The sequence below is a fragment of the Streptomyces apricus genome, from assembly GCF_008369065.1.
GTDB lineage: Bacteria > Actinomycetota > Actinomycetes > Streptomycetales > Streptomycetaceae > Streptomyces > Streptomyces apricus.
Map to the genome: position 1 here is coordinate 253785 of NZ_VDFC01000023.1, position 12404 is coordinate 266188.

A 12404-nucleotide genomic window follows, 5' to 3' on the forward strand; every position below is an offset into this window, starting at 1 on the left:
CCCCAGGCCAGGGAGCGAAACGTGCTGATCACCCACGACACCCGGTGCGCCCTCGACACCGTGGTCGATCTGGTGAACACCGCACCGGAGGACGACACCACGGACGGCCTCGCGAACCTAGCGGCGCTGCTCGACTTCGTCCGCCGGCACGACATGAGCGACGTCGGGAACCTGTCCGAGCTGGACCTCTCGGCGGTGCGCCGGATCCGCGGGCGCTTCGCCGCGGTCTTCGCGGCCCCCGACGCCCGGACCGCCGCGACCCTCATCAACGAACTGGTCGCCGCCGCGGGCACCACCCCGCGCCTGACGAACCACGACGGTTACGACTGGCACGTGCACTACTTCGCGCCCGGCGCGTCCGTCGCCGACCACCTCGCGGCGGACTGCGGCATGGCGCTGGCCTTCTTCGTGGTGGCCGGGGAGGAGGAGCGGCTGCGCCGCTGCGAGGCACCGGACTGCCGACGCGCCTTCGTCGACCTCTCCCGCAACCGCTCGCGCCGCTACTGCGACAGCCGCACCTGCGGGAACCGCCTGCACGTGGCCGCGTACCGGGCACGGCGCAAGGAGGCGGCCGGCTGACGGAGTCCTCGGCGGGTGGCGCCAGGGACTCCGCGTACGGCTCAGAGCAGCAGCAGATCGTGCAGCGAAGCCATGAGCAGCAGACAGCCGATCACCGCAAGGAAGATCATCAGCGGTGGCTGGGAAAGCGCGAAGAGACAACCCCGCCGTTCCTCGGGAGGAACCGCGGTGTCGCTCTGGGTTGTGTCCAGCATCTCGCCGCGATGATGACTCAGCCGGGACGTCCTACGCGATCAACACGCCCGGATTGCGGGGGAGTTAGCCGGAATCCGTGACACGGCGTTCCACGATCTGGGATACGCCCGCCCGCGAGGCACCCTCACGGGTCCGTCCGGCTCGCCGGATGCGCCTCAGAAAGTCCTCGCGTATCGCGGAATCCGCACGTCCGCCACTGTGCCGCTCACCGTCCCGCTGCCGTGCCGGTCGTTCATATCCCGTGCTTCTTCAGGATGGCCTCGATGTCGCTGAAGTCGTCCGCCGGCTCGGCCTTGCGGGGCGCCGCCGCGGGACGGGCCGCGGGCCGGGCGGCGGCCTGGCCCAGCGAGGGCGCCGAGGCCGCCGGGGCCACCGCCTCCCGCTGCGCGGCCCGGGCCGCGCTGCGCTCCTTGCGGGTCCCGCCGCCCCGCCGCTCCACCGCGCGGGTGACCATGAAGAGCAGCCAGGCCGCCCCGAGCACGCCGAAGCCGGCCCAGGCCGTCGGGCTGAAGGCGGTCTCGGCGGCCCACTCGACCGCTCCGGTGAGCACCAGCCCGAGCGGGACCAGCGCGTACGCGGCGAGGCGGGCCGCCGTGAGGAAACGCTTGCGGTACGCGGTCACCGCGGCGATGCCCAGGCCTGCCGCGGCGACGGCGGAACAGACGGTCTCGGCAATCATCCGGTCCTCCAGGCGGGGCGAGCGGTGTCGGGCGGGGGCACTTCGTCCCTTCCATCCTGCACCGTCCCGTGCCGGATATGCCATGCTCCGGGGAGACCTCAGGGACATCTCCGGGTCGGCTCCTCCTGAGGTGCCGCCCGGACCGACCGCCCGGGCCGGACACCCGCAGCACCGGCCCGGCCGGTTCCGGAGCCGATCCCGGAGCCGATCCCTGAGCAGGTCCGGGAGCCGGTCCCGGAGCCGGTCCCGGTTGGGCCGCGTCCGTCCCGGCTGGGACACTGGCACCATGAGCGACTCCTCCTCCGCCCGCCCCGCCGTTCCCGTCCTGGACGTCTGGTGCGAACTCCAGTGCCCGGACTGCCACAGCGCCCTCGACGACCTGCGCGCGCTGCGCGCCCGTTACGGCGACCGGCTGGAGCTGCGGCTGCGGCACTTCCCCCTGGAGAAGCACAAGCACGCCTTCGCCGCCGCGCAGGCCGCCGAGGAGGCCGCCGAGCAGGGCGCGGCCTGGCCGTACGTCGAGGCGGTGCTCGCGCGCGTGACGGAGCTGGACGGCAAGGGAGAGGCCCTCCTGCTGGAGGTGGCCCGCGAACTCGGTCTCGACGTGGAGGAGTTCGACACCGCCCTCATCGACGGCCGGCACATCCTGATCGTCGACGCCGACCAGGCGGAGGGCAAGGCCATCGGCGTGACCGGCACCCCGACGTACGTCATCGACGGGGAACGCCTCGACGGCGGCAAGAGCCAGGAAGGGCTCCGCGAGCGCGTCGAGGAGATCGTGGACCGGCTGCTGGCCGGACAGGACGCCTGACCCCCACCGGAGCCGCGGCTCTACGACTCCGCGGCTCTGCGGCTCCACGGCTCTGCGCCGTCACCGGACCCGCGGCCGCACGGCCCTGCAGCAGGTCCCTGCAGGGCCCTACAACAGGTCTTTGTAGCAGTGGTAGGTGATCGTCCCGTAGCCGAGCGACTCGTAGAGCCGCTCGGCCGGGACGTTGCCGGCGAAGACGTTCAGACGGACGCCGGGGCGTCCCGCGGCGGCCGCCCACGCCTCCGCCAGCAGCATCAGCGAACGCCCGTGCCCCCGGCCCCGGTACGCCTCGTCGGTCTCGACGTCGTAGACGAACGCCCAGCCGTCGCGGGTCCCGAGCCACAGCGTGCCCACCGCGGTCCCCTCGTGCTCCAGGACACCGAGCTGCGCCCCCTGGCTGCCGACCCCGTCCGGCAGCAGGGTGGCGTGGTCCCGTTCGGTCTTGGCGCGGGCCTCCGCCTCGGGCACGCCCCGGGTGACCCAGTCCAGGACGTAGCCCTCCTGAGCCCGCTGCTGCCAGGAGGCGAACTCGCTCTCCCTCATGGGGCGCCCCCGGCTGCCCGCGGGCAGTACGGGCGCGGCGGCGCCGAGCCGCTTCTCCATGAAGCGGTTGCGCACGACGTACCCGAGGGCCGTCGCCAGCCGCAGCGCTCCCGTGGCGTCGGCCGGTACCGACACCTCGATCCGCCGGCAGCCCCAGCCGCGCGCCACCTCCTCCGCGGCGAGCGCGGCCACGGTGGCCCGGCCGCGCCCCCGGTCCGGTTCGTCGATGCGAAGGTCGCGTATCTCACCGACGGGTGCCCCGGAAGCGGGGCGGCTCGCGAGGTGTACCGAGCCCACGGGACGGCTGTTCACGCACACCGTGTAGTGGCGTGACAGCGCCCCGTCGGCGTCGCGCTGAAGCGGCTCGGTCGGCCGCAGGGTGGTGGTCATCAGGGGTGTTCTACCCACCGGGACGGATTCGCGCCATCGAAAAACCCGGCGCCGGCCCGAGCCGACCCGAACCGGACCGACTCAGGCCCGACGGCCCCGGCGGCCCCGACAGCCCCGGCGGGCGGCCCGGCGGCTCACGGGTCGAGGTCGTCGCCCGCCCGTTCGCCGAAGACGCGCATGGCCTTCGCCGTCACCGGGCCGGGCGCGCCCGGCAGTTCGCGGCCGTCGACGCGGTGCACCGCCTGGACGTCGCGCAGCGTCGAGGTCAGGAAGACCTCCTCGGCCCGCTCCAGGACGTCGAACGGCAGGTCGGTCTCCTGGGCGCCCGTCCACTCGACGGTGAGGGCCCGCGTGACGCCCGCGAGGCACCCGGAGGCGACGGGTGGGGTGTGGATGCGGCCGTCGAGGACGACGAAGACGTTGGAGCCCGTGCCCTCGCAGAGCTGCCCCACCGTGTTCGCGAACAGTGCCTCGGACGCGTCCCGTTCGCGCGCGCGGGCGAGGGCCACGACGTTCTCGGCGTACGACGTCGTCTTGAGGCCCGTCAGCGCGCCCCGCTCGTTGCGGGTCCAGGGCACGGTGATCACCGCGGTGGAGTCGGGGCGGCGGGCGGACTCGCCCAGCGCCACGAGCAGGGTCGGCCCCTGCTCGCCCCGGTCCGAGCCGAGCGGTCCGTGTCCGCCGGTGTACGTGATGCGCAGCCGGCCCAGGGGCATGGGGTTGGCGTCCAGGACGGCCGCGCAGGCCCGGCGCACCTCGTCGCGGTCGGGCTCGGGCAGTCCGAGGCCGGCCGCCGAGCGCGCCAGCCGGTCGAGGTGCCGGGTGAGGGCGAACGGACGCCCCTCGACCGCCTTCACGGTCTCGAAGACGCCGTCGCCCACGGTCAGCCCGTGGTCGAAGGCCGAGACACGGGCCGACTCGCTGTCCTGCAGCCCGCCGTCGAGCCAGATCTTCACTGAACCTCACCTCATGAGAACGCGCCGGGTTCCCGGCCGGACGTGCTGTTCGGGCCGGGGCCCCCGGGGCCGTCCGCGGGTGTCCACCCACCCGGGCCGTACGCCCCTGGGTACTCCCCCGACGCTACAGCGAGCAGCCGGGCCGCCTTCAGCTCGGTCTCCTCCCATTCGCGCTGCGGGTCCGAGCCCCAGGTGATGCCCGCCCCGGAGCCGAAGCGCAGCACGCCCTCGGCACGGTCGATCCAGAAGGTGCGGATGCCGACGGCCAGCTCGGCGGTGCCGCGGTCGGCGTCGACCCAGCCGATGCCGCCGCAGTACGGCCCCCGGGGCGCCGTCTCCAGGGCTTCGATGATCCGCAGGGCGCTGGACTTGGGGGCGCCGGTGACCGATCCGGGCGGGAAGGCCGCCTCCAGCAGCCCGGGCCAGCCCACGTCCTCGCGCAGCTCGCCGCGGACGGTGGAGACGAGGTGCACGAGCCCCGGGTGCTTCTCGACGACGCACAGGTCGGGCACGGTCACGGTGCCGGTGGCGCACACCCGGCCCAGGTCGTTGCGGACCAGGTCCACGATCATCACGTTCTCGGCGTGGTCCTTCTCCAGCAGGTCCGCCTCGGTCCGTCCCGTGCCCTTGATCGGACCCGATTCGACGGTACGGCCGTCGCGCCGCAGGAAGAGCTCCGGGCTGGCGGTGGCGATCTCCACGCCGTGCCCGGGCAGCCGAATCGTTCCGGCGTACGGTGCCGGGTTGCCGCGGGCCAGCAGGGCGGTCAGCGCGTCCACGTCGGCGCCGGGTGCGACGGGCGCCGACAGGACCCGGCAGAGATTCGCCTGGTACACCTCGCCGGTCGCGATGAGCTCACGTATGCGGCGTACCCCCGCCGTGTACGTGGCGCGGTCGAGCGACGACGTCCAGTCACCGGCCGCGGGGCCCCGCCATGCTCCCGGCACCGGCGCGGGGACGGTTTCGGGGCGCACCTCCGCGAAACGGGCGCATGTCACGCGTCCCTCGAAGTCGGCGCTCACGGCCCAGAAGCCACTGGAGTCCAGGGCCGCGGGATCACTGGTGACGTCGAGGAGGCCGGTCGCGACGAGGCCGCCGAAGCGGGCGAGAGCTGGGAGGTCCTGCACGGCTGCGAGTCTAAGGTGGGTGACCTGCGGGTGCCCCGGCCGTGTCCTGGAGCGGGCGAGGCGCAGCACGCTGCGCAAACGCGTTTTTGTGCTGGCCCCGGTATCCGCTAGAGTTCAACACGTCGCCGGGTCGCGAGAGCGGGACGGAAACGACAAGCGGACGTAGCTCAGTTGGTAGAGCGCAACCTTGCCAAGGTTGAGGTCGCCAGTTCGAACCTGGTCGTCCGCTCGCAGGAAGTGGGGGATCTTCCCGACCCCCGCGCTCCTGGTGGAGTGGCCGAGAGGCGAGGCAACGGCCTGCAAAGCCGTCTACACGGGTTCAAATCCCGTCTCCACCTCCAAGGACGATTAGCTCAGCGGGAGAGCGCTTCCCTGACACGGAAGAGGTCACTGGTTCAATCCCAGTATCGTCCACTGATCCGGTCCGCCGGGTCCCCGCGCGATTAGCTCAGCGGGAGAGCGCTTCCCTGACACGGAAGAGGTCACTGGTTCAATCCCAGTATCGCGCACGCAGTACGCGCACCACCGGCGTCACCGCACTCGCACCACCAGCAGGTCCCACCCGCGCGATTAGCTCAGCGGGAGAGCGCTTCCCTGACACGGAAGAGGTCACTGGTTCAATCCCAGTATCGCGCACCAGCCGAAGCCCCCGGCCGTCTCGTACGGCCGGGGGCTTCGTCGTGTCCCGGGGCGGACCGGATCGGGTCGGATCCGGTCCAGTCCGGTCCGGGCGGGTCAGGAGGAGAAGAGCATGTGGCCGAAGCTCTTCTGCCGCTTGTGGCCGTAGTGGCCGCCGTGCCCACCGTGACCGCCGTGCTGCGGAGCGCCCCAGGCCGGCGCCGGAGCGGCCGGGTACGCCTGCGGGGCGCCCGGGGGCGGGCCGGGCTGCGACCACTGGCCTTCGAGGCGGGTCAGCGCCTCCAGCTCGCCGTAGTCGAGGAAGATCCCGCGGCAACCGCTGCACTGCTCGATCTGGACACCGTTGCGGTTGTACGTCTGCATCGGCGCATGGCACTTCGGACACTGCATGCTCGGCTCAACTCCTCGCCGTCGGATACTGCTTCCGCCAGGACAGACTCTGCCCTGCTTCGATCGGTTGCACCCTACGTCTCGTATCTTCCCGCCAACTCGGGCGGATGGGAGGCCATTCGGTCACATGCGTCGATCACGGACAGCTCGACCTCGTCCAACGGGCGCCCCTGCGCGACCGACTTGACTATCGCCGTGGCCGCGGTCTGCGCGGCCAGCGCGCGGGCCGGCACGTCGAGGACCGGCCAGGGGTCGCTGTCCGCGGGGACCGCAGGACCGGCCGCCTCGCGGTACGCGGTGAGGAAGCGGGTCCACTCGCCGGGCGGGAGCAGTCCGCAGGCGAACCAGGCGGCGGGGCGGGCCAGGTCCCAGGCGGGGTCGCCGCCGCCGAGGTCGTCGACGTCGATGAGCAGCCACGCGCCGTCCCGCGCGCGGACGAGCTGTCCAAGGTGGAGGTCGCCGTGGCACAGCGTGCGCGTGTCCGGGGCGGGGGCCTCGTCCCGGGCCCAGGCGGGCAGGACGGACCAGGCGCGCAGCACCGGGGCGGCCGCCGGGTGCGGACCGGCCGCCCGCAGGCGGGCGAGGGCGCGGGCCGCCTTCGCCGGGCCGCGCATCGGCGGCAGGTCCGGCGGGAGGGCGGAGCGCGGTGTCCGGTGGAGCCCCGCGAGGAGGGTCGCCGCCGCCTCCCACGGGGCGGCGTCGGGGTCGTCGCGGTCCACGGGGGTGCCGTAGGGCCAGAAGGTGACGGGCCGGCCGTCCAGCTCGACCGCGTCCGGGGCGAGCGGCGGCAGGAGGACGCCGTCGAGGGCGGGGTGCGCGGCGACGGCCAGCCGCGCCGCGAGGCCCGCGGGGTCGGTGTCCGCGGCGTGCGCCTTCGCCACCGTGCCGCCGTGGCGGACGACGGTGCCGTCCGGCCGGTCGGCCAGCACGGAGGTGTCCCTCCCGCAGACGCAGGCGTCCCCGGCCGCCGGGCGGGCGGCGGTCCGGTGAGCGGTGATCCGGCGAGCGGTGGTCTGACGAGCGGTGGTCCGGTCGGAGGCGCTCCGGCCGGAGGCGGTTCCGTGGGCGGCGGTCCCGCGGTCGGCGGCCCGGTGGGCGGCGGCCCGCACCTCGGCGCGGAGAGCGGACAGCACGTCGGCGGTCACTCGGGTCCCCCTCAGGTCGTACGTCCCGTCCTGCCCGCCTGCCGCACGCCATGCCACCTCGTGCCACGTGGTGCCGTGTCGTGGCGTGTCGTGTCGCGTCGTGCTCCGACGGGTCTCCGGGAGCGTACGCGCACATGGCAATGCGGGCGCAGCTCCCCAGCTGCGCCCGCATTTTTGCCGTCCGCCGCACCCCCGTCCCCACGGGGTTTCATGGCCGGATGTCCCCGCCCGGACCGCTCTTCCGGGCCTGGGGCGCCGCTCAGCGCCCCAGCATCACGCCCACGGACGACGCCTGTGTGACCACTGCCTCCCAGCCGCCGAAGACGACCACGAGCAGGGTGGCCAGAGGAAGGACCATGGCCGTCGCCACCAGGGGGTGGCGCCGGCCGGACCGGCTGGGACCGAACGCGGCGCTGTACGCCTTGCGTCCCCGCGTGCGGATCATGGTCCGCGATGCTGTGTCCGCCATGGTCCCTCTCCTGACCGTTCTGTCGAAAAGCTCTTGCTGTCTGGCAGCGGCGGGTGTCTGACCTCGGGGGACGAGTGCTGCCACCCGCCGCTTGACCACAAATCTAGGCGGGAGGGGTCCGCGGGTCGTCATGCCCTCGTACCTATTGCCGGGCCTCCCGGAGGATGAGCGGTGACCTGCGGAGTACTCCCCTGGGTGGAGAAGACGCCCTAGGTCTCGGGGGTTTCCCGGAGGGGACGTCCGGTCTGTTCCGAGCTGTCCTCCCTCGGGACCGGTTGTTCGACGAGCGCGAGCACCCGGGTGGCCATGAAGCGGGCGGTCCGGACGACTGATCCGCTTCGGGTGACTTCGCTCACTTCGACCACCCCCCTGCGGACCGCCGTCTCCACCCTGCGGCCGGCCCGGCTGGCCACCACCTCGTACGTACGGGTCGTGTCCCCGGCGTCCACCACTATCTCCACGCGGTCACCCTTCACAGGCCCAATCCCCCTTCTGTGAGCGATGATTGGGAATCCGCGCAGCTCAACGCCGCTACGGCCCCCCGTCCCCTGACCACCTCTCAAGTTTCCCACCCGGCACTGACAATCGGTCGGGCCGTGAGGGCGCGGCCTCTGCGCGCACCCGGCCGCGGAAACGTAAGCTGTGGCTCGTCAAACGGACCGGGCAGCGGGGATGGACATGGCGATGATGCGCCTGAGGCGCGAGGACCCGCGTGTCGTCGGCTCGTTCAGGCTTCACCGACGGCTCGGCGCGGGCGGGATGGGCGTCGTCTACCTGGGCTCCGACCGGCGCGGCCAGCGGGTCGCGCTGAAGGTGATCCGGCCCGACCTCGCGGAGGACCAGGAGTTCCGGTCGCGCTTCGCGCGCGAGGTGTCGGCGGCGCGGCGGATCCGGGGCGGGTGCACCGCGCGGCTCGTCGCCGCGGACCTGGAGGCCGAACGGCCCTGGTTCGCGACGCAGTACGTTCCCGGCCCCTCCCTGCACGACAAGGTCACCGAGGAGGGCCCGCTCTTCGCGTCCGAGGTCGCGTCCATCGGTGCCGCCCTCTCCGAGGGGCTCGTCGCCGTGCACGAGGCCGGGGTCGTCCACCGCGACCTGAAGCCGTCGAACATCCTGCTGTCCCCGAAGGGGCCGCGCATCATCGACTTCGGCATCGCCTGGGCGACGGGGGCGAGCACCCTCACCCACGTCGGTACGGCGGTCGGGTCGCCCGGGTTCCTCGCACCGGAGCAGGTGCGGGGCGCCGCCGTCACACCGGCCACGGACGTGTTCGCGCTCGGCGCCACGCTGGCGTACGCGGCGACGCAGGACTCGCCCTTCGGGCACGGCAGTTCGGAAGTGATGCTCTACCGGGTGGTCCACGAGGAGCCCCAGCTGCACGGCGTGCCGGACGCGCTGGCCCCCCTGGTGCGCGCCTGTCTGGCGAAGGACCCCGAGGAGCGGCCCAGCACGCTGCAGCTGTCGTTGCGGCTCAAGGAGATCGCGGCGCGGGAGGCGCAGGGCATGGGCGACTCCCGGCCGCCCGCCCCCCGTGCGGCGGAGGCCGACCGGCCGACCGGGCGGATCGCCGACGGGTACCAGGACCAGCGCACCCAGCGGCGTCCGCAGGGCACTCCCCCGCCGCGCGGCACCGGGCCCTCGTCGCGGTCCGGGGCGCGCCCGGCCGCTCCCTCGCGGGGCGGTTCGACGCGCTCCGGCACCGGCAGCAGGACCGGGCAGTCCACCGGCCGCACCGGGCCCCAGGGCAGCCGCACGGGTCAGTCCGGCAGCCGCACGGGGCAGTCCGGCGGGCGGAACGGCCGGTCGGGCAGCCGGACCGGGCCGTCGCGCAACGGGACGGGGCGTCAGGGGCCGCGGACCACCGGGACCGGGCGGCGGCCCGCCAATCCGCGGCTGCTGCGGCAGCGGCTCTTCGTGTTCGTCGTGGTGACGCTGCTTGTGGCGCTCGCCATTGCGGCGGCACAGGGGTGCCAAGGGCCCGCCCGGGGGCTTGGGCATGGGGGTTCCCCGGACGGGGGCGGCGTGCGGCAGGAGCGGTCGTACTCGCAGGGCGGCGGGTAAGGCTGTTCTTCGGCTGCGGGTGCGTTGTGGCTGGTCGCGCAGTTCCCCGCGCCCCTTATGGGCCTTATGGGCGCCCCCCTTATGGGCGCCCCCTTACGGGGCGCCCCCTTACGGGCGCCCCGTTACGGGGCCGTGCCCGTTGCCACCGCGTAGAACGCCACCGCTGCCGCCGCTCCCACGTTGAGTGAGTCGACGCCGTGGGCCATCGGGATGCGGACCCATTCGTCGGCCGCCACCAGTGCCTGGGTGGAGAGGCCGTCGCCCTCCGCGCCGAGCATCAGGGCGACCCGGTCCATCCGGTGCGGGGCCACCTCGTCGAGGGGCTTGGCCTTCTCGTCCGGGGTGAGCGCGAGGAGGCCGAAGCCCGCCTCGCGGACCGACTCCAGACCCTTGGGCCAGGAGTCCAGACGGGCGTACGGAACCGCGAAGACCGCCCCCATGGAGACCTTCACCGAACGCCGGTACAGGGGGTCCGCGCAGTCCGGGGAGAGCAGCACCGCGTCCATGCCGAGGGCCGCGGCCGAGCGGAAGATGGCGCCGATGTTGGTGTGGTCGTTGACCGACTCCATGACGACCACCCGGCGGGCCGTCCGGAGCAGGTCGTCCGGGGTCGGCAGCGGTTTGCGCTGCATGGAGGCGAGCGCGCCGCGGTGCACGTGGTACCCGGTGACCTGTTCGGCCAGGTCCGGGCTGATCGCGTACACCGGGGCCGGGAGTTCGTCGATGACGTCGCGCATGACGTCGACCCACTTGGCCGACAGCAGCATCGAACGCATCTCGTAGCCGGCGTCCTTGGCCCGTCTGATGACCTTCTCGCCCTCGGCGATGAACAGGCCCTCGGCGGGTTCGCGCCTGCGGCGCAGTTCCACGTCGGTCAGGCCCGTGTAGTCGCGCAGGCGCGGGTCGGCGGGGTCCTCGACGGTGATGAGATCGGCCACGGATCGATACTGCCTTGTCCTGGGTGCGGTGCCAACGGCTGGGAACGGGTGGGTTACCCGCGGTTACTAGTTGGTCGGGTCACTGGATGGTCGGGGCACTGGGCGACCGGGCCACCCGGGGGTCGGGTCGCCCGGGGCCGGGTCGTTCGGCGGCCGGTCACGCGGTCGTCTCGAACGAGCCGTCCGCGCCCACGGTCACGACCTCGCCGATGACGATGACCGCCGGCGGCCGCACCTCCTCGGTGCGGACGGTCTCGGCGACCGTCGCCAGGGTCGCGTCGACGCGGCGCTGGGCGGCGGTCGTGCCCTCCTGGACGAGGGCCACGGGGGTGCCGGGCGCCTTGCCGTTGTCCATGAGCGTACGGGCGATGGCGCCGATCTTGTCCACGCCCATCAGGACGACCAGGGTGCCGCGGAGCGCGGCGAGCGCCGCCCAGTCGACCAGCGRGCGCTCGTCGTCGGGGGCGACGTGGCCGCTGACGACGGTGAACTCGTGGGCGACCCCGCGGTGGGTGACCGGGATGCCGGCCGCGCCGGGGACCGAGATCGAGCTGGAGATGCCGGGGACGACCGTGCAGGGGATGCCCGCCTCGGCGAGCGCCTGGGCCTCCTCCATGCCGCGCCCGAAGACGAAGGGGTCGCCGCCCTTCAGCCGGACCACCGACTTGCCCTGCCGGGCGTGCTCGACGAGCGCGTTGTTGATGGCCTCCTGGGCCATGAAGCGGCCGTACGGGATCTTCGCCGCGTCGATCACCTGGACGTGCGGCGGGAGTTCGGCGAGCAGGTCGCGCGGGCCCAGGCGGTCGGCGATGACCACGTCCGCCTCGGCGAGGAGGCGACGGCCACGGACCGTGATCAGGTCCGGGTCTCCGGGGCCGCCGCCCACCAGGGCGACGCCGGGCGTCCGGGTGCGGAAGTGGGGCGCCACGAGGGTGCCGTCGCGCAGCCCCTCCACCACCGCGTCGCGGACGGCGGCGGTGTGCCGGGGGTCGCGGCCCTTGGGGTTCGAGGTCAGCACGGCCACCGTGACGCCCTCGCTGTGGCCGGTCGCCGGGGTCCAGGCGGTGGCCGCGTCCGCGTCGTCCGCGCGCACGCACCACACGCGGTGCGTCTCCGCCTCGGCGGAGGCCGCGGCGTTCGCCCCGGGGTCGGAGGTGGCGATCAGGACGTACCAGGCGTCCGCGAGGTCGCCCGGCGCGTACGGGCGCCTGGTCCAGGTCAGCTCGCCGGTGTCCGCCATGGCCTCGACCGAGGGGGTGGCGTCCGGGGAGACGAGGTGGACGTCCGCACCCGCCGCGATGAGGGCCGGGAGGCGGCGCTGGGCGACCTGGCCGCCGCCGAGGACCACGACACGGCGGCCGGAGAGGCGGAGGCCTACGGGGTAGGCGGGGTGTTCGGCCATGGAGGTGCGGCTCCTCATGCGGGTGGTACGGGGGCGCGCTGCGGCGGTGGAGCGGGCCTGACCTGCGGATTTTATGGGGC

The 12404-nt window shown here is 73.7% G+C and carries 14 protein-coding genes and 5 tRNA genes; 8 read left to right on the top strand and 11 right to left on the bottom strand.

All coding sequences use genetic code 11. The features are described 5' to 3' along the window. Positions 1-21: 21 nt before the first annotated feature. Positions 22-579, top strand: coding sequence for a CGNR zinc finger domain-containing protein (locus FGF04_RS08455; protein ID WP_149510614.1), 558 nt, complete (start codon positions 22-24; stop codon positions 577-579). Between the two features lie 41 nt (positions 580-620). Here the strand turns inward: FGF04_RS08455 and FGF04_RS39955 are convergent, their stop codons facing one another. Then, complete coding sequence (locus tag FGF04_RS39955; protein ID WP_169800124.1) at positions 621-773, bottom strand: hypothetical protein; 153 nt, start codon at positions 771-773, stop codon at positions 621-623. A gap of 233 nt (positions 774-1006) precedes the next feature. After that, entirely contained in the window at positions 1007-1453 is a 447-nt protein-coding gene (locus FGF04_RS08460; protein WP_149510615.1) for a hypothetical protein, read from the bottom strand. A 286-nt stretch (positions 1454-1739) separates the two neighbouring features. On the opposite strand from FGF04_RS08460, the gene FGF04_RS08465 reads away from it, so the two are divergent. After that, entirely contained in the window at positions 1740-2264 is a 525-nt protein-coding gene (locus FGF04_RS08465; protein WP_149510616.1) for a DsbA family protein, read from the top strand. Between the two features lie 108 nt (positions 2265-2372). On the opposite strand, the gene FGF04_RS08470 is transcribed toward FGF04_RS08465, so the two are convergent. The 3 genes from FGF04_RS08470 to FGF04_RS08480 form a co-directional block, all read right to left on the bottom strand. Continuing rightward, the gene (locus FGF04_RS08470) at positions 2373-3197 is read right to left on the bottom strand and encodes a GNAT family N-acetyltransferase (protein WP_188113993.1); all 825 of its coding nucleotides are present in this window, start codon (positions 3195-3197) and stop codon (positions 2373-2375) included. A gap of 134 nt (positions 3198-3331) precedes the next feature. Further along, complete coding sequence (locus FGF04_RS08475; protein WP_149510617.1) at positions 3332-4153, bottom strand: aminotransferase class IV; 822 nt, start codon at positions 4151-4153, stop codon at positions 3332-3334. 11 nt (positions 4154-4164) lie between these two features. Further along, a complete protein-coding gene (locus tag FGF04_RS08480) occupies positions 4165-5280 on the bottom strand; it encodes a chorismate-binding protein (RefSeq protein ID WP_149510618.1) in 1116 nt (371 codons plus the stop codon). A gap of 156 nt (positions 5281-5436) precedes the next feature. Between FGF04_RS08480 and FGF04_RS08485 the strand changes: the two genes are divergently transcribed. From FGF04_RS08485 to FGF04_RS08505, 5 genes are all read left to right on the top strand, one after another. Next, positions 5437-5509, top strand: a tRNA-Gly gene (locus tag FGF04_RS08485). A 38-nt stretch (positions 5510-5547) separates the two neighbouring features. Further along, positions 5548-5621, top strand: a tRNA-Cys gene (locus tag FGF04_RS08490). Position 5622: 1 nt separating this feature from the next. Next, positions 5623-5694 (top strand) — tRNA-Val (locus FGF04_RS08495). Positions 5695-5717: 23 nt separating this feature from the next. Then, positions 5718-5789, top strand: a tRNA-Val gene (locus FGF04_RS08500). Positions 5790-5844: 55 nt separating this feature from the next. Beyond that, positions 5845-5919 (top strand) — tRNA-Val (locus FGF04_RS08505). Positions 5920-6015: 96 nt separating this feature from the next. Here FGF04_RS08505 and FGF04_RS08510 read toward each other — a convergent pair. The 4 genes from FGF04_RS08510 to FGF04_RS08525 all read right to left on the bottom strand — a co-directional run bounded on the left by FGF04_RS08510 (position 6016) and on the right by FGF04_RS08525 (position 8399). Further along, positions 6016-6309 (bottom strand): TFIIB-type zinc ribbon-containing protein, encoded by a 294-nt coding sequence (locus FGF04_RS08510; RefSeq protein ID WP_149510619.1) that lies wholly within the window; start codon positions 6307-6309, stop codon positions 6016-6018. A gap of 74 nt (positions 6310-6383) precedes the next feature. Then, on the bottom strand, positions 6384-7307 hold the full coding sequence (locus FGF04_RS08515) for an aminoglycoside phosphotransferase family protein (protein WP_149510675.1): 924 nt from the start codon (positions 7305-7307) through the stop codon (positions 6384-6386). A 406-nt stretch (positions 7308-7713) separates the two neighbouring features. Beyond that, on the bottom strand, positions 7714-7923 hold the full coding sequence (locus tag FGF04_RS08520) for a hypothetical protein (protein WP_149510620.1): 210 nt from the start codon (positions 7921-7923) through the stop codon (positions 7714-7716). Positions 7924-8132: 209 nt separating this feature from the next. Then, entirely contained in the window at positions 8133-8399 is a 267-nt protein-coding gene (locus tag FGF04_RS08525; RefSeq protein WP_055511046.1) for a hypothetical protein, read from the bottom strand. Positions 8400-8595: 196 nt separating this feature from the next. Between FGF04_RS08525 and FGF04_RS08530 the strand changes: the two genes are divergently transcribed. After that, positions 8596-9984: a protein kinase domain-containing protein gene (locus tag FGF04_RS08530; protein WP_188114001.1), complete on the top strand. Its 1389-nt coding sequence runs from the start codon at positions 8596-8598 to the stop codon at positions 9982-9984. 122 nt (positions 9985-10106) lie between these two features. Here FGF04_RS08530 and FGF04_RS08535 read toward each other — a convergent pair whose 3' ends face one another. Together FGF04_RS08535 and cobA are read right to left on the bottom strand one after the other, a co-directional pair. Next, positions 10107-10922, bottom strand: coding sequence for a TrmH family RNA methyltransferase (locus tag FGF04_RS08535; protein ID WP_149510622.1), 816 nt, complete (start codon positions 10920-10922; stop codon positions 10107-10109). Between the two features lie 157 nt (positions 10923-11079). Next, positions 11080-12324, bottom strand: a complete 1245-nt coding sequence (cobA, locus tag FGF04_RS08540) for a uroporphyrinogen-III C-methyltransferase (RefSeq protein ID WP_149510623.1) — start codon at positions 12322-12324, stop codon at positions 11080-11082. Positions 12325-12404: the final 80 nt, after the last annotated feature.

Excerpts from the sequence above, each read along its gene's own strand:
- FGF04_RS39955 (WP_169800124.1), bottom strand. The coding sequence starts at position 773 with ATGCTGGACACAACCCAGAGCGACACCGCGGTTCCTCCCGAGGAACGG.
- FGF04_RS08460 (WP_149510615.1), bottom strand. The coding sequence starts at position 1,453 with ATGATTGCCGAGACCGTCTGTTCCGCCGTCGCCGCGGCAGGCCTGGGC.
- FGF04_RS08465 (WP_149510616.1), top strand. The coding sequence starts at position 1,740 with ATGAGCGACTCCTCCTCCGCCCGCCCCGCCGTTCCCGTCCTGGACGTC.
- FGF04_RS08470 (WP_188113993.1), bottom strand. The coding sequence starts at position 3,197 with ATGACCACCACCCTGCGGCCGACCGAGCCGCTTCAGCGCGACGCCGAC.
- FGF04_RS08510 (WP_149510619.1), bottom strand. The coding sequence starts at position 6,309 with ATGCAGTGTCCGAAGTGCCATGCGCCGATGCAGACGTACAACCGCAAC.
- FGF04_RS08520 (WP_149510620.1), bottom strand. The coding sequence starts at position 7,923 with ATGGCGGACACAGCATCGCGGACCATGATCCGCACGCGGGGACGCAAG.
- FGF04_RS08530 (WP_188114001.1), top strand. The coding sequence starts at position 8,596 with ATGGACATGGCGATGATGCGCCTGAGGCGCGAGGACCCGCGTGTCGTC.